Annotated in this window: 20 protein-coding genes and 1 pseudogene; 16 read left to right on the plus strand and 5 right to left on the minus strand. The window is 70.0% G+C overall.

Going from position 1 to position 18,460, the window contains the following annotated elements:
* The first annotated feature begins 7 nt into the window (after positions 1-7).
* The 6 genes from LCL61_RS09795 (at position 8) to LCL61_RS09820 (ending at position 3,804) form a co-directional block, all read left to right on the plus strand.
* A complete protein-coding gene (locus tag LCL61_RS09795; RefSeq protein WP_340688539.1) occupies positions 8-466 on the plus strand; it encodes a roadblock/LC7 domain-containing protein in 459 nt (152 codons plus the stop codon).
* Between the two features lie 25 nt (positions 467-491).
* Positions 492-1,277, plus strand: coding sequence for a DUF742 domain-containing protein (locus LCL61_RS09800; RefSeq protein WP_192743810.1), 786 nt, complete (start codon positions 492-494; stop codon positions 1,275-1,277).
* Positions 1,258-1,866 carry a GTP-binding protein gene (locus tag LCL61_RS09805; protein WP_007033392.1) on the plus strand — a complete coding sequence of 203 codons (609 nt, stop codon included), beginning with the start codon at positions 1,258-1,260 and terminating at the stop codon, positions 1,864-1,866. Before LCL61_RS09800 ends, LCL61_RS09805 begins: the two co-directional genes overlap by 20 nt.
* A gap of 428 nt (positions 1,867-2,294) precedes the next feature.
* Complete coding sequence (locus LCL61_RS09810; protein WP_005156190.1) at positions 2,295-2,714, plus strand: roadblock/LC7 domain-containing protein; 420 nt, start codon at positions 2,295-2,297, stop codon at positions 2,712-2,714.
* Positions 2,715-2,717: 3 nt separating this feature from the next.
* Positions 2,718-3,305: a DUF742 domain-containing protein gene (locus tag LCL61_RS09815; protein WP_340686548.1), complete on the plus strand. Its 588-nt coding sequence runs from the start codon at positions 2,718-2,720 to the stop codon at positions 3,303-3,305.
* Positions 3,306-3,471: 166 nt separating this feature from the next.
* Positions 3,472-3,804 carry a hypothetical protein gene (locus LCL61_RS09820; protein ID WP_340686549.1) on the plus strand — a complete coding sequence of 111 codons (333 nt, stop codon included), beginning with the start codon at positions 3,472-3,474 and terminating at the stop codon, positions 3,802-3,804.
* A 39-nt stretch (positions 3,805-3,843) separates the two neighbouring features.
* Here LCL61_RS09820 and LCL61_RS09825 read toward each other — a convergent pair whose 3' ends face one another.
* A complete protein-coding gene (locus LCL61_RS09825) occupies positions 3,844-6,087 on the minus strand; it encodes a helicase-associated domain-containing protein (protein WP_340686550.1) in 2,244 nt (747 codons plus the stop codon).
* 92 nt (positions 6,088-6,179) lie between these two features.
* Between LCL61_RS09825 and LCL61_RS09830 the strand changes: the two genes are divergently transcribed.
* The 5 genes and pseudogenes from LCL61_RS09830 (at position 6,180) to LCL61_RS09850 (ending at position 11,117) form a co-directional block, all read left to right on the plus strand.
* On the plus strand, positions 6,180-6,362 hold the full coding sequence (locus LCL61_RS09830) for a hypothetical protein (RefSeq protein WP_007033389.1): 183 nt from the start codon (positions 6,180-6,182) through the stop codon (positions 6,360-6,362).
* A 100-nt stretch (positions 6,363-6,462) separates the two neighbouring features.
* Entirely contained in the window at positions 6,463-7,863 is a 1,401-nt protein-coding gene (locus LCL61_RS09835; RefSeq protein WP_340686551.1) for an NAD-dependent malic enzyme, read from the plus strand.
* A 305-nt stretch (positions 7,864-8,168) separates the two neighbouring features.
* Entirely contained in the window at positions 8,169-9,716 is a 1,548-nt protein-coding gene (locus LCL61_RS09840) for an alpha/beta hydrolase (protein ID WP_340686552.1), read from the plus strand.
* A gap of 17 nt (positions 9,717-9,733) precedes the next feature.
* Positions 9,734-10,204, plus strand: a complete 471-nt coding sequence (moaC, locus tag LCL61_RS09845; protein WP_016337573.1) for a cyclic pyranopterin monophosphate synthase MoaC — start codon at positions 9,734-9,736, stop codon at positions 10,202-10,204.
* Positions 10,201-11,117, plus strand: a pseudogene (locus LCL61_RS09850) (molybdenum cofactor biosynthesis protein MoaE). Before moaC ends, LCL61_RS09850 begins: the two are co-directional and overlap by 4 nt.
* A gap of 209 nt (positions 11,118-11,326) precedes the next feature.
* Here LCL61_RS09850 and LCL61_RS09855 read toward each other — a convergent pair.
* The 4 genes from LCL61_RS09855 to moaA form a co-directional block, all read right to left on the minus strand.
* Positions 11,327-11,962, minus strand: a complete 636-nt coding sequence (locus tag LCL61_RS09855) for a transglycosylase family protein (protein ID WP_340686553.1) — start codon at positions 11,960-11,962, stop codon at positions 11,327-11,329.
* A gap of 456 nt (positions 11,963-12,418) precedes the next feature.
* Positions 12,419-13,270: a phosphatidylinositol-specific phospholipase C/glycerophosphodiester phosphodiesterase family protein gene (locus tag LCL61_RS09860; RefSeq protein ID WP_340686554.1), complete on the minus strand. Its 852-nt coding sequence runs from the start codon at positions 13,268-13,270 to the stop codon at positions 12,419-12,421.
* A 212-nt stretch (positions 13,271-13,482) separates the two neighbouring features.
* Complete coding sequence (locus tag LCL61_RS09865) at positions 13,483-13,737, minus strand: MoaD/ThiS family protein (protein WP_340686555.1); 255 nt, start codon at positions 13,735-13,737, stop codon at positions 13,483-13,485.
* 1 nt (position 13,738) lies between these two features.
* Entirely contained in the window at positions 13,739-14,803 is a 1,065-nt protein-coding gene (gene moaA / locus LCL61_RS09870) for a GTP 3',8-cyclase MoaA (RefSeq protein ID WP_340686556.1), read from the minus strand.
* Positions 14,804-14,881: 78 nt separating this feature from the next.
* Here moaA and LCL61_RS09875 point away from each other — a divergent pair, with 78 nt between their 5' ends.
* The 5 genes from LCL61_RS09875 (at position 14,882) to LCL61_RS09895 (ending at position 18,459) form a co-directional block, all read left to right on the plus strand.
* On the plus strand, positions 14,882-15,355 hold the full coding sequence (locus LCL61_RS09875; RefSeq protein ID WP_340686557.1) for a MarR family transcriptional regulator: 474 nt from the start codon (positions 14,882-14,884) through the stop codon (positions 15,353-15,355).
* Positions 15,356-15,388: 33 nt separating this feature from the next.
* The gene (locus tag LCL61_RS09880; RefSeq protein WP_340686558.1) at positions 15,389-15,793 is read left to right on the plus strand and encodes a helix-turn-helix transcriptional regulator; all 405 of its coding nucleotides are present in this window, start codon (positions 15,389-15,391) and stop codon (positions 15,791-15,793) included.
* Positions 15,790-16,545, plus strand: coding sequence for a molybdate ABC transporter substrate-binding protein (modA, locus tag LCL61_RS09885; protein WP_340686559.1), 756 nt, complete (start codon positions 15,790-15,792; stop codon positions 16,543-16,545). The genes LCL61_RS09880 and modA overlap by 4 nt, the downstream gene beginning before the upstream one ends.
* A 76-nt stretch (positions 16,546-16,621) precedes the next feature.
* Complete coding sequence (locus LCL61_RS09890; protein WP_167373533.1) at positions 16,622-17,398, plus strand: ABC transporter permease; 777 nt, start codon at positions 16,622-16,624, stop codon at positions 17,396-17,398.
* Complete coding sequence (locus LCL61_RS09895; protein WP_340686560.1) at positions 17,395-18,459, plus strand: sulfate/molybdate ABC transporter ATP-binding protein; 1,065 nt, start codon at positions 17,395-17,397, stop codon at positions 18,457-18,459. The genes LCL61_RS09890 and LCL61_RS09895 overlap by 4 nt, the downstream gene beginning before the upstream one ends.
* Position 18,460: the final 1 nt, after the last annotated feature.

Raw genomic sequence — 18,460 nt, forward strand, 5'->3', positions numbered from 1 at the left:
GGGTGCGATGCAGCCGGGTAATCCGGCGCAGCCTGGCGGCCAGGCGCAGGGTAAAGGACACACGAGCAGCTTTGCCTGGCTGATCACGGATTTCGTGCACCGGGTCCCGGGCGCGGCGCATGCCGTGGTGGTGTCGGCGGACGGGTTGCTGCTGGCCTCCTCGAAGGGACTTCCCAAGGACAGGGCCGATCAGCTGGCCGCCGTCGCGTCGGGGCTCACGAGCCTCGCCCGCGGTGCGGCGAAGGTGTTCGAAGGTGGCACGGTCGCGCAGACGGTGGTCGAGATGGCCAACGGCTTCCTCTTCCTGATGTCGGTGTCCGACGGGTCGTGCCTGGCGGTCCTCGGCTCGCCGGAGAGCGACATCGGCCTGGTCGTCTACGAGATGACCCTGCTGGTGGAACGGGTGGGGCAACAGCTGACACCGGAGATGCGCGCGCAGCTGCAGGGCGCGTCGGTCCGCCGCTGAGCGACCGGGAACCGAGGAGAATGCCGTGGACGACGGGCGCTTGAGGGGCGATGGCCGGCTCGGTGACGACTTCTCCGGCGGGTGGTCGGAACGTGACGACGGCCGGGAGGACTGGACGTCCTTCCGGGACCGGGTCGACCGCGAATGGCGATCGCGGCGGGCACAGGGGTCGGACAACGACCCTGTCTCCCCGGACGAGGCCTCCCGCTGGCTGACCGATTCGAACGCGGGTCAGGGACCCGCCGATTTCAGCGTTTCGGACTACCGGGAACGCCTCCTCGGCGGCCCCGGGGCGGAACTGTTCGGTGGTGGCAGCGGTCCGCTGTACGACTCGGGCGAGTTCGCCAAGTTCTCCTTCGACAAAGAGGAGGAGCGCCGGGCGGCGGCGGCCGCCGCCGACCCGCTCGCCGCGGCACTGCCGCAGCAGGCGCAGAACGAGTACGTCGACGAGCAGTACACCACCGACGTCGAATCCTCCGGCCTGGTCCGGCCGTACTTCCGCACGCGGGGCCGGACCAAGCCGACGTACGACCTTGCCATCGAGGCGTTGATCTCGACCAGCGAACAGGGACGTGTGCTCGACCGGGTACGCGTCCCCGAACACCGGTCGATCTGCGACCTTTGCCTGGACACCCGGTCCGTCGCCGAAGTCGCGGCGCTGCTGCGCCTGCCGCTCGGCGTGGTCCGGGTGCTGATCGGAGACGTGGCCGGCCTCGGTCTGGTCCTGGTGCACACCGCCAGCCAGAACGTGGGTGACCGGCCGAGTATCGAGTTCATGGAGAGGGTGCTCAGTGGGCTTCGGAGAATTTGACTCCGACGCGAATGCGCCGCAGGTGACCGGACCGACTTCGTCGGCCAAGATCGTGGTCGCTGGCGGATTCGGCTCGGGGAAGACCACGCTGGTCGGAGCGGTTTCGGAGATCGATCCGCTGACCACCGAGGCCATGATGACCGAGGCCAGTACCGGCGTCGACGACAATTCGGCCACCCCGAACAAGTCGACGACGACCGTGGCCATGGACTTCGGGCGGATTTCGCTGGACTCGGACCTGGTGCTGTACGTGTTCGGTACGCCGGGCCAGCACCGGTTCTGGTTCATGTGGGACGACCTCGCGGTCGGTGCCATCGGGGCCGTCGTGCTGGTCGACACGCGGCGGCTCGCCGACGCGTTCCCGTCGATCGACTTCTTCGAGAACCGGAAGCTGCCGTACGTCGTGGCGATCAACTGCTTCGACCGGCTGCTGCACCACCAGATCGAGGACGTCCGGCACGCGCTGACGATCTCCCCGTCCGTGCCGATCATGGCCTGTGACGCCCGGGAACGTGAGTCCGCCAAGCAGGTGTTGATCTCGGTCGTGCAGCACGCCATCGCACACGATTCGGCGTTGCGCGCGGGGTAAAAGGGACGAAAGCCCGGAGCGGATGCGGCCGTTGGAGTGAACTCGGCAGGCTTCACCCGCTTCGGGGAGTGGCGTCACCAGCCGGATCGACCGCAGGGCGACCCCTTTCACGCGATCCGGCGCCGGCGCCACCCGTTCGAGCGGCCGTAACGCCGATGACCTGCGCGGACACCGGTTCACCCCTGGTCGCACCCGGCCACCACGGGGTGACCCACGAATGCGTGGTTCGTGATGGGTCGACGCGGTGAGCGGCTGGACGTTTACATTCGGTTAACTCCGGTGGCCGGGTGGCGGACTCGACACGATCGACGGGACGAATACGCTGGGTGGAGGCGTCTTTCGGCTCGACGGTACCGGGATCGGTGCAGGTCGGCGGGAGACGCCCGGACCACGCCGCCCAGGTGGTCTTGAGCAGCGAGGAGGGACTTGTGACGGCATCCGGGCAGCAAAGCTCGTTCGGCTGGCTCATCACGGATTTCGCGCGCCGGGTTCCCGGTGCGGCGCACGCCGTGCTGGTCTCCGCGGACGGGCTTCTCCTCGCGCCGTCGGACGGACTGCCGCAGGAACGGGCCGAACAGCTGTCCGCGGTCGCCTCCGGGCTGATCAGCCTCACCGCCGGCGCGGCGCGCTGCTTCGACGCGGGCGGGGTCAACCAGACCGTCGTCGAGATGGAACGCGGTTACCTCTTCCTCATGTCGGTCGCCGACGGCTCGTCACTCGCCGTGCTGGCCGCGCCGACCTGTGACATCGGCACCGTGGCCTATGAGATGACCCTGCTCGTCGAGCGGGTCGGCCAGCAGATCACGCCCGAGCTGCGCGCGCAGCTCCAGGGCGGCGTACGTGGGTGACCGATGAAGATCACCGGATTCACCGAACCGGAACCGTCCGGCTGGGACTCCCTCTACCAGGGCACCGAACGCGAAGCCTTCGATTCGCCGAGCCGCTTCGAGCTGAGCTCGATCAGCACGGTGATGCCGCGGCGCCCGGCCGCGCCGCCGGAGCCGCCTCCCGCGCCTCCGTCGATGCCTTCGCCGATCCGTCAGTCGCCGCCGCGTCCCACACCCGCTGACGTCGCACCCGCTTCGGTCTATCTGCCGACTTCGGGCTCCCGGGTCCGGCCTTACACCCGCACCGGCGGGCGCACCCGCACCGCGCACGACCTGGCGCTGGAGGCGCTGGTGTCGACCAGTGAGGACGGCCGCCGGTACCGCGGCGTGCGGACTCCCGAGCACCGCCAGATCTGCGACCTCTGCCTGGACACCCGGTCGATCGCCGAGATCGCCGCGCATCTGCGGCTGCCGCTGGGCGTGGTGAAGGTGCTCGTGGGCGACATGGCGGACGCCGGGCTGGTGCTGATCCACCAGACGGAGCTGATCCTCGGCGACTCTTCTTCGCGGGCTTTCATGGAGCGGGTGCTGCAAGGCTTGCGCGCCCTCTGACGTCCGCATTTAGTCCTCTGGATCCGCCGACCTACTACACCGTCCGATGTCCTTGTGGGCAGCATCAGCGTTGGATCCATCTGACGCCGAGCGGTGCCAACTACGGGAAGAACGCGATCTCCTGGCTGCTTCGTCAACCTTGCTACCAGATCGAAGGGGGTTACTGATGGCTGTGACGGTTCACGCGCATTGGGTGTTCATCGCCGACGGCGATGGTGATCTCTTCGGTTATTGCGACAAGGTGATGCGAGCGCTGCTCGAGCAGGAACGCTGTCTCGACGGATTCGTGGACAGTGCGGTCTCCGCGGATGGCGGACGAGCGGTCATGGAGATCGAGGCCGACGTTTCCGGCGACGATCTCTCGCACGCGATCGCGAAGGCTCATGCCGCCGTCCGGTCCGCCCTGCATTCGGTCGGGATCGGGACGCCGGATTGGCCGACACACGGCGAGGCCATGTCGGTGGTGCTGAAGGACCTCCGCACCGAGCAGCTCGCGTAGCTGCCGTCGCGCATTCAGAGGACTAAACGCGCGGTGTGGTCAGTCTTCGACGAGGGCGGCCGACGTGATCCGGTGCAGCGGGTAGCGCTCGTTGTCGGTCCCTTCGAGGACCCCGGCGCCGACTCGCAGCGGCCGGACCACCCGCTGGCTCGCCGTCCCGCGTGAGTCGACGAACCCGATCCACACTTCACGGCGCTCGATGGTCGCCTGGGACAGCAGCGCCAGCGTCGCGGACGTGTCCCCGGCGCCGCCACCCTGCGGCGCGCGCACCGTCTCGCCCCGGCGCCGTGCCGAAGCCGCGTCGCCGGCCCGGACATGCGCGACGATTTTGCCGACCTGTTCGTCGGTCAGCCCGGCAGGCTCGCCAGGCGCACGACGCGCGGCACGCGCCTTCGCGGGCAGGCGACGTCCAGACGGCCTGATGTCCATGACGCGTCCGTCGGGGCCTTCGGCGGCCGGAGCGAACCCGGCGGCGCGGAGCGCGTCGAGGACTTCGGCGAGCGGGTACGCGCTGATGAGCACCGTCGGCGCGATCATCCGCAAGCCGTACTCGGTCGCGACGGGGCTGCCCATCACCTCGGCGAGCAGCGACGCGTCGTCACAGCGCAGGAACGACTCGGCGGCCCCGCCGCGCAGCCGCCCGTGCCGCCGGGCGACGTCGTCGATCAGGTAGCTCAGCGATTGCGGCACCGGCGTCGCCGACCGTGTCGAGAACAGTTGGTGCAGCTCTCCCGCGGTCCGCCCGGTGTCGAGCGCGCGCCGCACGGACGTCTCGGTGATCCGGTAGACGGTCGCGTGCCCGGCCGATTCGATGTCGGCGACGGCGGTCATCTCGGCGGCGAGTTCGGCCTCCAGTGGCCCGGGCGCGACCACGGTCAGGTCGGCCTGGACGAGGACGTGATCCACCGGACGCGGCAGCGCGTCGATCATCGCCTCGACCGCTCCGGGCCTGTCTTCGGCCAGCAGCGCCCGTGCCGCCGTGGTGAGGCCGCCGAGCCCGATCAGGCCGAGCGCCGCCCCCTCGGCCATCGTCCAGCGCACGGTCTCGTCGCGCAGCCGCCCGCCCCGCCGCGGCGCGCGCCAGGCGAGCGCGGCGACCAGTTCGTCGGTGCTCTTCACGCACGCGCCCTCGGGAAGAGCGGCCAGGGCGAGCAGGATCCGTCGCCGCGACGTGGGTGCCAGCGGACGGCGCAGGTCCTCCGAAAGCGGCGCGATCGGCTTGTCCTTCGCGTCCCGCCCGCCGGCGAGCCCGGGCAGCCGGGGCAGTTCGAGCCAGGCCTGGGCGATCGTCATCCAGCGCTGCGCGGTCGGCGACGCGAGCCACGAATCCGTGAGCGTCGTCGGCACCCATTCCGGCGTGGTCGCTTCGCTGTCGGCCACCAGCCCGGCGCCGACGGCGATCTCCGCGAGCAGGGTCACCCGTGTCTCGTCGACGTCGAGATCCTTGGCGAGCTTCTTGAGCTCGCGGACCCCGAGACCGCCGGACTTCAACACCGGCGGTGGCGTCTCCGACCACGCGCGAAGCATGCTTTCGGTCTGGCGCAAGAACTCCATCGCCTCACCGGCCGCCGTCGTGTCCACTGTGGACGGCTGATGCGGATGCGTGGGGAGTTCCGGTTCGCGCAGTGACGCCGGGTCGAACACCGACCCGCCGCGCAGCGCGATCCCGATCTCGCGCGGCAGCTCGACGGTCTGGTCGTCCCGGCGCAGCAGCAGACCGCGCGCGAGCAGGCGCTGGACCGGGTTCTGCGCCCGCTCCAGCGGGACGTCGGCCGCCGCGTCACGGGTCCGGCCGATCGGCGGCCCGGCCGCAAGCGTCGTCAGTACGGCGCGTTCGTCCTCGCCGACCTCCGCGAGCGCGGCCTCGATATCCGCTCCGGCGAGCGAGGGCGACGACGACCCGAGTCCGGCGGGGAAGGGGCCGAGCGCGTCACGGGCCGACGGCGGGACGCGCAGCGCGTCGTCCTCACCCCAGACCAGTGCCCGCTTGCGCAGCAGCGCCAGCGGCTCGCCGATCTCCTTGCCCACGAGCCGCGCGACCTCGGCCGCGGCGACCGGTTCGGCGTCCGCCCCGGCCAGCAGCAGGGCGTCGAGGACGGCGAGCGTGAAGGTGCCGAGGTCTTCGCAGGCGCGCGCGACGGAGCCCGGCGTGCCTGCCCGGGTGGCGAGCACGATGGTGTCGGACGGGGGCGGCGTGGACAGGTCGCGACGCGTGCGCAGCAGTGCCGCTAGAGCGTCGTCGGACTCCTGGCGCAGCCAGTCCGCCAGGGAGGGCGCGGGCATAGAGGACCAGGATACCGGGCGGGTGGTGGCCCGGCAGCCGCGTTCGGGCAGACTGTCCCCCGAGAACGCTTGACCATGCTCTGGAGGACGTTGTGGCGAAGGGCGATAACAAGAAGCGCGCGGGCATCGACCCCACGTGGCCCGGTGAAGACGGGGAGCACCCCGTCACCGAGCTCGCGTCCGATCGGCAGGGTGCGCTGTCCCCGTTCGGCGACGTGACCTTCCCGCTCGAGAGCGTGCCTTACGTGCACCCCGAGACCGAGATCAACCGGTAGAAGTTACTGGTCAGTCACCCCCTGCGAGGGTTCGTGGCGGTCGTCACGGGAGTAGGTTTCCGATCGACCTATTCGAGCGTTCCTCAGCGGGGGTAGTGCCATGCCGGTTCCCGGTCCCGGATATTCGATCACCGTCCGGGTGGAGGCCCCCGCGTCGTCCACCGCGGCGGGTGACCTGACGACCGCCGTCGGCCGGGTCGGCGGCGTGCTGACCGCGTTCGACGTCGTCGAGTCGCACCCCGACTCGATCGTCGTCGACATCAGCGCCAACGCCCTTTCGGAGAACCACGCGCAGGACATCACGCAGACCCTGGACTCGTTGCCGGGTGTCCGCGTGCGCAAGGTCTCCGACCGGACGTTCCTGATCCACCTCGGCGGCAAGATCGAGGTCAGCCCCAAGGTCGCGCTCCGCAACCGTGACGACCTCTCCCGCGCGTACACGCCGGGTGTCGCCCGTGTCTGCCAGGCGATCGCGGCGAACCCCGAGGACGCGCGCCGCCTGACCATCAAGCGCAACACCGTCGCGGTGCTCACCGACGGTTCCGCGGTGCTGGGGCTGGGCAACATCGGCCCGGCCGCCGCGCTGCCGGTGATGGAGGGCAAGGCGGCGCTGTTCAAGAAGTTCGCCGACGTCGACGCGTGGCCGGTCTGCCTGGACACCCAGGACACCGAAGAGATCATCATGATCGCGAAGGCGCTCGCGCCGGTCTACGCGGGCATCAACCTCGAGGACATCGCCGCGCCGCGCTGCTTCGAGATCGAGAAGCGCCTGCGTGAGCAGCTCGACATCCCGGTGTTCCACGACGACCAGCACGGCACCGCGATCGTCGTGGTGGCCGCGCTGCGCAACGCCCTGCGCGTGGTCGGGAAGAACATCGAAGACTGCAAGATCGTCGTCAGCGGCGTCGGCGCGGCGGGCTCGGCGATCATCCGCCTGCTGTTGCGCAAGAACCCGGGCGACATCGTGGCCGCCGACATCGACGGCATCGTGCACTCCGCGCGCGGCAACCTCGACGACAACCTCACCTGGATCGCCGCGCACACGAACAAGGAGCAGCAGGCGGGCACGCTGCACGAGGCGCTCGTCGGTGCCGACGTGTTCATCGGGGTCTCCGCGCCGAACCTGTTCGGGGCCGAGCAGGTCGCGACCATGAAGTCCGACGCCGTCGTGTTCGCGCTGGCGAACCCGGACCCGGAGATCGATCCGCTGGAGGCGCAGAAGCACGCCGCCGTGGTCGCCACCGGCCGCAGCGACTTCCCGAACCAGATCAACAACGTGCTCGCGTTCCCCGGCGTCTTCCGCGGGCTGCTCGACGCGCAGGCGCACCACATCGACGACTCGATGCTCCTCGCGGCCGCCGACGCCATCGCGGACGTCGTGGACAACGGCAAGCTGAACGCTTCGTTCATCGTGCCGAGCGTGTTCGACAACGCCGTCGCCCCCGCCGTGGCGGACGCGGTGAAGAAAGCAGCCAAGGCTGCGAAGTCTGCCGAGCGCTGACGGAAACCCGCCGAAGGGGCGCCGGTTCCGCATCCACCTCACGGGGGAGCGGAGGGCGCCCCTTCATCGTGTTTCCGTGGGCCTTCGGCCCGAAATAGGGCGCTCGGCGGTGAAGTCTCCGTCGGGCGCGGGGCGCCCTTGGGGAGACCCCGTGCCGGAAGCGATAGCAAAGGTCCCTTGCTCCATTCGGAGTGCTTGTCATCACTGAGGCCGACCTCGTGGCCGACTTCAGGGTGACGACTCCGCGCCTGGCCCGCTCATAGGCTCGACCCCGACCAAGAAGTCGATCATGACGGGGGTTGGGGATGAATCGCTCTGTCCTGAGCAGGATCGGGGCACTCACGGCCGCGGCGGTGACCATGGCGGTACTCGTACCGGCCACGGCGTCCGCCGCGGTTTCGTCCGTGCGCTGGGGGCCGTGTCCGGAGGACGTGGCCGCGCCCGGCGTGCAGTGCGCCACCTTGAAGGTCCCGCTCGACTACCGGAACCCGGGCGGGAACACCATCGACATCGCCGTTTCGAAACTCGCCAGCACGAAGCCGGCGAAGCGGCGCGGGATCATGCTGACCAACCCGGGAGGCCCCGGCGGGCCAGGGCTGACCATGCCCGCCGGGTTGCGCGCGGCGGGCATGCCGTCGAGCGTGCTCGACGCGTACGACATCATCGGCTTCGATCCGCGCGGGATCGGTCACAGCACGCCGGTCACCTGCGATCTCAAGCCCGAGCAGCAGGTGAGCAACGTCCCGCCGTACGCGCGTGACGCGGCGGCGGTGGCGGAGCGCGCGAAGTACGTGGAGGGCATCGCGAAGCAGTGCGGGGCCTCGGCGACCGCCGCGAACCTGCAGTACATCACCACGGCCAACACCGCCCGCGACATGGACCGCATCCGGGAAGCCCTCGGCGAGGAGAAGCTCTCGTACTACGGCGTTTCGTACGGCAGCTACCTCGGCGCCGTGTATTCGACGCTGTTCCCGCGGCAGACCGATCGCGTCGTGATCGACAGCGTGACCGGCCCCGGCGGGCTCGATCCGGTCACCTCGCGCCGTCTGGCGGAGGGGTTCGAGGACCGCTTCCCGGACTTCGCGAAATGGGCGGCGGCGCGGCACGCGAGCTACGGGCTCGGCCGCACTCCGCAGCAGGTGACGGCGAAGTTCTACGAACTCGTCGCCAAACTCGACGGCGGCGCCGTCCCCGGTGTCGACGGCGCGGCGTTCCGCATGGGCACTTTCGGCGCGCTCTACGCGACCAGTTCCTTCCCGGTGCTGGCGCAGCAGTGGCAGGCGCTCGACACCGAAGGCACCGTGGAGCAGACCGCTCAGGCCCAGCAGATCGATCCGGCGCAGCTGCTGGCCGGGCAGTTGCACGTGGTCTGCAACGACGCGGACTGGCCCGAGGATGTCGCGACCTACCAGCGCAACGTCGCGAAGGACCGGGTGAAGTACCCGATGTTCGGCGCCGCCGGGGCGAATATCTGGGCCTGCGCGTACTGGCCGTCCGAGCCGATCGAGCCGCCGGTACGGATCGGCGACCGGGGTCCGTCGAACATCCTGATGGTGCAGAACCTTCGTGACCCGGCGACGCCGCTGAGCGGTGCCAAGGAGATGCGCCGCGCCCTCGGTGACCGGGCGCGGATCGTGACCGTGGACGAGGGCGGGCACGGAGTCTGGCTGAGCGACGAGAACGCTTGCGGCAACAACGCCGTCAACCGGTTCTTCGTGGAAGGCAAGCGCCCCGCGCGCGACACGGCCTGCGCCGCGGACAAGGGCGGGCTCTTCGCTTCGATGACGCCGGAGCAGCGGCGGGAACGGGAGAAGGCGCTCGACGAGGTTCGCTCGAAGCAGCGGATGTTCTGAGGACTAGCCTGCTGGGCGTGAGTGAACTCAGCCACGTCGACCATACGGGTGCCGCCCGTATGGTCGACGTTTCCGGCAAGACGCCCACCGCCCGCACCGCGCTGGCGGGCGGCACCGTGCACACCACGGCCGAGGTGCTCGGCCTGCTGGCGACGGACGGGCTACCCAAGGGCGACGCGCTCGCGACCGCCCGGATCGCTGGCATCATGGGTGCGAAGAAGGTGCCCGAGCTGATCCCGCTCTGCCACCAGATCGCGTTGTCCGGGGTGAAGGTCGAGTTCGTCCTCGACGAGACCGCCGTGCACATCACCGCGACCGCGAAGACGAACGACCGGACCGGCGTCGAGATGGAGGCGCTGACCGCCGTCGCCGTCGCCGGGCTGACCCTGCACGACATGATCAAGGCCGTCGATCCCGCGGCGACCCTCGACGACGTCCGCCTGATCCGCAAGGACGGCGGCAAGACCGGGACCTGGGAGCGGCCGTGAACCGGGCCGCGAGGGTGATCGTGGCGTCGAACCGCGCCGCGAAGGGTGTCTACGAGGACACCACTGGCCCGGTCATCACGGACTGGCTGTCCGCACGGGGCTGGGACGTGCCGGAGCCTGTGGTCGTCGAGGACGGGGAACCCGTCGGCGAAGCCCTGCGGGACGCCGTCGCGGCCGGGGTGCAGGTGATCGTGACGACTGGCGGCACCGGCATCTCGCCGACGGACCGCACCCCGGACGTCACGCGCGCCGTCCTCGACTACGAACTCCCCGGCGTCGCGGACGCGATCCGCGCCGCCGGACTGCCCAAGGTGCCCACGGCCGTCCTCTCGCGCGGTGTCGCCGGCGTCGCGGGCCGGACCCTGGTGGTGAACCTCCCCGGCTCGCGTGGCGGGGTGAAGGACGGCCTGGGAGTACTGGACGGGATCCTCGACCACGCCGTCGACCAGCTGGCGGGCGGCGACCACCCACGGGAGGCACAGCAGTGAGCGTTCGGGTCGCACGGATCGCGGTGGTCGACGAGCCGCTTTCGGTCGAAGAGCACGCCCGCCTGGTGGACGACGCGGCCGCGGGTGCCGTCGTCACCTTCGGCGGGGTCGTGCGGGACCACGACGGCGGCCGGTCGGTGGACCGGCTCGCCTACGAAGGACACCCCAGCGCCGCCGACGTGCTCGCGGAGGTCGTCGCGGATCTCTCGGGCAGATGGGAGGGCGTGCGGGCGGTCGCCGTCAGCCACCGGCTGGGCGCGCTGGCCATCGGTGACGTCGCGCTGGCGTGCGCCGTGGCGGCCGAGCACCGGGGGCAGGCGTTCGCCGCCTGCTCGGAGCTGGTCGACGAGGTCAAGGCGCGGCTGCCGGTGTGGAAACACCAGCACTTCAGCGACGGCAGCGACGAGTGGGTCAACTCGCCGTAGGAGGGGGCTGAAGGGGACTTTCCCCGCATGCGATGAGACGAAAGCGCCCTTCACCGCGTCAGACGAGGTGAAGGGCGCTTTCAGCCCGCAACGGGCGCGGACACGACAAAGCCCCACCGCCGGGGGAATGGCGCGGTGGGGCCTTGTCAGTCGTGACGTGGCCGCGCGGGGAATCCCGCGGGCGTCACGACTTACCGGTGCTCAAGAGCTCACTTGGTGGCGAGCTTCTGGCCGACGACGATGAAGTCGGCGTTCGGCACGTATTCCTTGTTCAGCTCCTGCAGCTTCTGGTAGCCGCCCTGGACGTTGAACTTGGAAGCGATCTTCGACAGCGTGTCGCCGGCCACGACGGTGTAGTCACCCGCCGGGTTCGAGTTCGCGACATTGGCGGCGGCCGGGGCCGGGGCCTGCTGCTTGGTGACCGGAGCGGTCGACTTCTTCGGGGTCACCTTCTTGGTGGCCTTCGGGGCGCTCGACTTGGCCTTGGCGGGGCTGGCGGAGCCGCCCTTCTTGCCACAGTGCGGCCACGCGCCGATGCCCTGGCCCTGGAGGACCCGCTCGGCGACGGCGATCTGCTGCTCACGCGTGGCGTTGTGCGCGCTGCCGGTGCCACCGTAGGCACGCCAGGTGCTCTGCGAGAACTGCAGACCACCGTAGTAGCCGTTACCGGTGTTGGTGCTCCAGTTGCCGCTGCTCTCGCACTGCGCGATGGCGTCCCAGTTGGTCGCCGACGCGGGGGTCGCGGCGATTGCGAGGGGAGCGCCGACCGCGACACCCGCAATGGCGACGCGGGCGATGTGACGGGTGGCGGCGGACATCTTGCGGTGCTTGCCTCGGTAAGACATGTGAATAAATCTCGCTCCCTGCGCCTACGAGTCTGTGCTGAGGGAAGGACCCGTGGGTCCTGGCCGGCCGTCTCAGGCCGGCTGACTCCGCCTGACGCACGACGCGTCGGCTCGGTCCCCTCGTCCCTGTCCGGAAATGCTTTCGCTCGGGGTTGGGTCCGGGAATCCGTTGGACAGGGCTCGGCGCTACGGGTTCCCGGTGTTGCGTGGTCGGTCGGGGCCAACCGAAAAGCGACGGTACGTAACGAACGGCCTGATCGGAAATTATTCGAGCCGTGACCTACATCACAGTAACAGCACGCAACCCATGGCGATTCGGCTGTTTATGCAGGTCAGCGGGCCGTTATCTGGCCGTTTCCTGACCGAGATAATTCACGGATCGTGAGGCTTGCATCACGTGGATTAAGGGATGACTGGCCCATTCGTGCGCCTTCGCGCGCGAATGGGCCGCGCACTTTAGCGAGACCTCAAGAAGTTCGCCAGCCCTGGCAGGTCATCCGTATTCAGGTGGTCGACCCCGGCGGCGACCAGCTCTTTCCACAACGCGTCACGGCCGGGCCCGGCGGCGTCCGGCGTGGCCCAGAAGCGCACGCGCTGACCCGCCGCGTGGGCCCGCTTGACCAGATCGTGCAGTTTCGCCCGCTCACCGGCGGGGAAAGGGCCGTCACCGGTCCAGGTGAACAGGCCGCTCCAGGAGTCCGAGACGAGCGGCGTGACCCGCGGGTCGGAGCCGATGCCGAGGTCGTTCTCGTCCCTGATCCGGCCGTCGTAGAAGGCGAGCCGGAACCGCTGCCCGAGCATCACGTCCTTGGGACGCCCGCCGGAGATCACCGCGGTGACGGCCCGCTTCTTCACGTGACCGAATGCGTACAGGGAGAAGAGGAAGGAGTAACGCGGGTTGTAAAGACGTTTCTCGAGTGCCGCGTAGGTGCTGTTCGCGTCCCCCTTGACGTCGATCAGCAGCTGGAACTCCGCGCGCTGCCGGTACACGCCGACGCCGTGATTGGCCAGGACGCGCTCGCGCAGCGGCTCCAGGTAGAGCGACTCCAGGGTGCGGTCCGGGCGGGTGTCCGCGAGGTCGTGCGCGACCAGGAGCTGCCCGTCGACCAGGAAGATGTCGGCCTCGACACTGGTGAAGCCCTGGTCGAGCGCGTCGTGCAGCGGACGGGCGTGTTCGTAGTCGTTGTGGCTGTGCGCCTGCGCCAGCGGCCGGACGCCGCGTTCGTGGGCGGACGCCGGAGCGGTCGCGAGGCTCGTGGCGGTGACCGCGGCGAGCAGTGCGGCGAGAATACGGCGGGGAGTGATCACTGGCGCATCCTCGGCTGCTTCGGCGACCGGATGGTGAACTCGAGACGGCGAGCAAGGGACCTTTGCTACCACTTTCGCCGTTCACGCAGGTCAGGGGCGATGTGACCCTGGCGATCGTGTCGCGAAAGCCACTTTCAGGACATCGGACGTCGCGAAAGTGGCTTTCGCGACACACCCGGCAGGCACCTGCGCGGGCAGCGGGGCAACGGCGGTCAGCCGCCGGCGAACGGGGGCAGGACGTCCAGTTCGGCGCCCTCGGTCAGCGGCCGCGTGAGATCCCGCACGGCGACACCGTCCAGCAGGTACGAGACCGCGTCGAGCAGCTTCGCCAGCTTCTCCGGGTGGAGTTCACGCAGGCGGGCGACGGCATCGGCGACCCGGGCGCCGTCCGGCAGCGTCACCTTCTCCTCGTCGAGGTCTGCGGCCGCGCGGGCCGAGGCGAAGTACCGCACCACGATGGTCACCATGTCAGCCGCCGATCGCGCTCATCGGCCGGATCGGCTGCGCGAACCCGGCCTCGTTGATCTCGTGCCCGGCGAGCTTGCCCCACATGGTCGCCCGCCACGCGTCCGCCACCTCTTCTTCGCGCGCGCCCGCGCGCACGAGGGCGCGTAGGTCGGTCTCGTCGTTGCTGAACAGGCACGAGCGCACCGCGCCGTCCGCGGTCAGCCGGGTCCGCTCGCAGGCGCCGCAGAAGGGACGGGTCACCGACGCGATCACGCCGACGTCGCCCGGTCCGCCGTCGACCAGCCAGCGTTCGGCGGGCGCCCCGCCCCGCGCGGCGGGGAACGGCGACAGTGTGAACTCCTCGCGGAGCATGCCGAGGATCTCCTCGGCGGTGATCATGTCGGCGCGGTTCCAGCCGTGCTGCGCGTCGAGCGGCATCTGCTCGATGAACCGCAGGTGATAGCCCTCGGCGAGGCAGAACTTCAGCAGCGGCACGGCCTGGTCCTCGTTCAGCCCGCGCATCAGCACCGCGTTGACCTTCACCGGGTCCAGCCCGGCCTCCCGCGCCGCGGCCATGCCGGCGAGCACGTGCGAAAGCCGGTCGCGACGCGTGATCGTCTCGAACAGCGCGCGGTCGACGGTGTCCAGTGAGACGTTGATCCGGTCCAGCCCCGCGTCGGCGAGCGACTTCGCGCGCTTCGCGAGCCCGATCCCGTTGGTGGTCATGGAAAGCCGCGGCCGCGGTTCGAGTGCCGCGACCCGCTCGACGATCTTCTCCAGGCCCTGGCGCAGCAGCGGTTCGCCGCCGGTGAGCCGGATGTCGGTGATCCCGAGCCGTTCGACGGCGATCCGGAGCAGGAGCACGAGCTCGTCGTCGGTCAGCACGTCCGCGCTCGGCATCCATTCGAGCCCTTCGGCGGGCATGCAGTAGGTGCAGCGCAGATTGCACTTGTCGGTGAGCGACACCCGCAGGTCGGTCGCCACGCGGCCGAAGGTGTCGATCAGAGCGGGGTTGTCCGGCCTGGGCACGCTGGGACGCCCTCGTGTACCGGGGACACGGGGAAACCCGAGATCGACTGCTGTCATTGACACCAGACTAACCCCGAAGCGACCGAAAACCGACTGTCTAGAATTCCGCAGGCACCGAATCGGAAGGGTTTCCGGATGGCGAAATATCCGCTCTCGGCGGAGGAATTGGCCCGGTTCGCCCATCTCGGCAGGGAGAGCAGCACGCTGACCGTTCTCCGGCACGCCAGGATCGCCGAGCGGATGGGCCTGTCGGCCACCGATCACAAGGTGCTCGAACTGGCGGGCCAGGCGCCGGGACCGTTGACGGCGGGCAGGATCGCCGAACTGACCGGACTGTCGACGGGTGCTGTGACCGGCGTCATGGACAGGCTCGAGAAGGCCGGTCTCACTCGCCGTGTCCGCGATACCGCCGACCGCCGGAAGGTCCTGATCGAGGTCGTCCCCGGCGCCATGGAACGGCACGCGCCGCTCTTCGAATCCGCGTACACGAACATGAAGACGGTGCTCGAACAGTTCTCTCCCGAGGAACGGAAAGTGCTGGAGCGATTCCAGAGCGCGGTGCTCGACGGCCTCCGCGACGAACTCCCCGGCGATTCTTCGCGTCCATAGCTTTTCCGCATCTGCGGAAGTAACCTTCCGGACATGCCGCAATTCCGGTTGTCCGAGGCCGCTCGTCTACTCGGCGTCAGCGACGACACCGTCCGCCGGTGGGTACGTGCCGGCCAGTTGACCGCGTTCGGCGACTCGGCGGGCCGCAAGGTCGTCGACGGCGCCGAGCTCGCCGCGTTCGCCAAAGCGCAGGCAGAACAGCCTGAGGACCCTTCGAGCGTCGGCCGCTCCGCGCGGAACCGGTTCGTCGGGCTCGTCACCGAGGTGATCACGGACAAGGTGATGGCACAGGTCGAGCTGCAGTGCGGCCCGCATCGCGTGGTCTCCCTGATGAGCGCCGAGGCCGTCCGCGAACTCGGACTGCGGCCGGGGGTGCTCGCGGTCGCGGTCGTCAAGGCGACCACCGTCGTGGTCGAAACCCCGGAAGGAAGCCGATGAGGAAGCTCGCGCCCGTCCTGCTCGCGCTGGCGCTGGCCGCGACGGCCTGTGGTTCGGAGGCGGCGCCTCAAGAAGGAGGAAGGACGCTGACCGTCTTCGCCGCGGCGTCGCTGACCGAGTCGTTCGGGACGCTGGGCAAGCGGTTCGAGGCGCAGAACTCCGGGGTGACCGTGAAATTCAGCTTCGAGGGCTCCTCGGCGCTGGTCCAGAAGCTGACCCAGGGCGCGAAGGCGGACGTGTTCGCCTCGGCCGATCAGGCCAATATGGACAAGGCCGCCAAGGGTGAGGTGCTCGACGGGCAGCCGTCGGTGTTCGCCACCAACCGGCTCGCCATCGCGGTCGGCAAGGGCAACCCCCTGGGCATCAAGGGGCTGGCCGATCTCGCGCAGGACGGGCTGACCGTCGTCGTCTGCGCGCCGCAGGTGCCGTGCGGGTCGGCGGCGAAGAAGGTCCAGCAGTCGTCCGGGGTCACGCTCAAGCCCGCGAGCGAGGAACAGGACGTCAAGTCTGTGCTCGCGAAGGTGCAGTCGGGTGACGCCGACGCGGGACTCGTCTACGTCACCGACGCGACCTCCGCGGCCGCGAAGGTGGACAAGGTGGACTTCCCGGAGGCGGCGGGCGCGATCAACGACTACCCGATCGCGGTGGTGAAGGACGCTCCGCAGGCTCGGCTCGCCGGGCTGTTCAGGGACTTCGTCCTCGGCGCGGAGGGCAAGAACGAACTCGCGAAGGCCGGTTTTGGTGCGCCCTGACCCCGCATTTCGTCCTCTGGACGCGGTAGATGCACGCGCAAGTACCGCATTCAGAGGACGAAATGCGGGGGCCGGGGTGCCGTGGGTGTTGTGGCCGCCGGCGATCTGCGCGCTGGCGCTGGTGGTACTGCCGGTCGTCGGCCTTCTGGTGCGTTCGGACCTGACCCGCTTCCCGAGCCTCATCACCTCGACGTCGTCGCTGAACGCGCTCAAGCTCTCGCTGATCACCGCCGGACTGTCCACTGTGGCCTGTGTGCTGCTCGGGGTCCCGCTCGCCGTGGTGCTCGCGCGCTCGGGGGCGCGCGGTGTCCGCGTGCTGCGCGCGGTGGTGCTGCTGCCGCTGGTGCTGCCGCCGGTGGTCGGCGGCCTGGCGTTGTTGTACCTGTTGGGCCGCAAGGGTTTCCTCGGGATCCTGGTGACCACCCTGACCGGTGAGCAGGTGCCGTTCACCACGGCGGCCGTGGTCATCGCGCAGACGTTCGTCGCGATGCCGTTCCTGGTGGTCAGCCTCGAAGGAGCTCTCCGGGGCGCCGGCGACCGGTACGAAAGGGTCGCATCCACACTGGGCGCCAAACCGTGGACGGTGTTCCGCCGGGTCACGCTGCCGCTGCTGCTGCCCGCGCTCGGTTCGGGCATCGTGCTGAGCTTCGCGCGGGCGCTGGGCGAGTTCGGCGCGACGATCACCTTCGCCGGCAGCCTGGAAGGGGTGACCCGGACCCTGCCGCTGGAGGTCTACACCCAGGCCGAGGTCGACGTCGACAGCGCGGTGGCGCTCGCGTTGCTGCTCATCCTGGTCGCCGTCGCGGTGATCGCGCTCGCCCGGCCGCGCGCGCTCGAAGGAGTCCGGTCGTGACCCTTTCGGCCGAGCTCGCCCTCCGGCGCGGCGAGTTCACCTTGGACGTCGGCTTCGAAGTCCCTGATGGCGGAGTGCTCGCGCTGCTCGGCCCGAACGGGTCGGGGAAGTCCAGTGTGCTCGGTTGCCTCGCCGGTCTGCTCCGGCCCGGCCGGGCACGGATCACCCTCGACGGCCGCGACCTGGCGGGCCTGCCGCCGCACGCGCGCGGCATCGGCCTGCTCTCCCAGGACGCGCTGCTCTTCCCGCATCTGTCCGCTTTGGACAACGTCGCCTTCGCGCCGCGCTCGACCGGTGCCGGCCGCGCCGAGGCGAAGAAGCGTGCGCGGGAGTGGCTGACCGAAGTGGACGCTCTCGAACTGGCCGCACGGCGGCCCGCGCAGCTCTCCGGCGGGCAGGCGCAGCGGGTCGCGATCGCGCGGGCGCTGGCCGCCGAGCCGGGACTCCTGCTGCTCGACGAGCCCTTCGCCGCGCTGGACGTCGACGCGGCGCCCGCCATCCGGGGGCTGCTCCGGCGGGTCCTGCGTTCCGGGCCGCCGACCGTGCTGGTCACCCACGACCCCCTCGACGCGCTGGCGCTGGCCGATCACGTCGCCGTCCTCGACGGCGGCCGGATCGTCGAACGCGGCGAGACCCGCAAGGTCCTCTCCGCGCCGCGCACGGCGTTCACCGCGCGGATCGCCGGGCTGAACCTGGTGCCCGGCATCGCCGCCGAGGGCGGTTTGCGCACGTCAGGCGGGCAGTTGGCCGGAATTCCGGCCGAGGACGTCGTCGAGGGCGAAGCGGCCGTCGCCGTCTTCGCGCCCAGTGCCGTGGCGGTGTACCCGCGGGACGGCGAGCACCGGGGCAGCCCGCGCAACACCGTCGAGGGAATCGTCGACGCGCTCGAACCCCACGGACCGGTGATCCGTGTCCGGGCCCGCGGCGACGACTGGGCGGCGGGTCTCGCCGCGGACCTCACCCCGGCCGCGGTCGCCGAGCTGGCGCTCGAACCCGGCACACCGGTCAATCTTTCGGTCAAGGCGGCGTCCGTGGCTGTTCACGCCGTCTCGGATCATTAGG

Origin of the sequence: Amycolatopsis coloradensis (assembly GCF_037997115.1) — a bacterium.
In the GTDB taxonomy this organism is placed as follows: Bacteria; Actinomycetota; Actinomycetes; order Mycobacteriales; family Pseudonocardiaceae; genus Amycolatopsis; species Amycolatopsis coloradensis_A.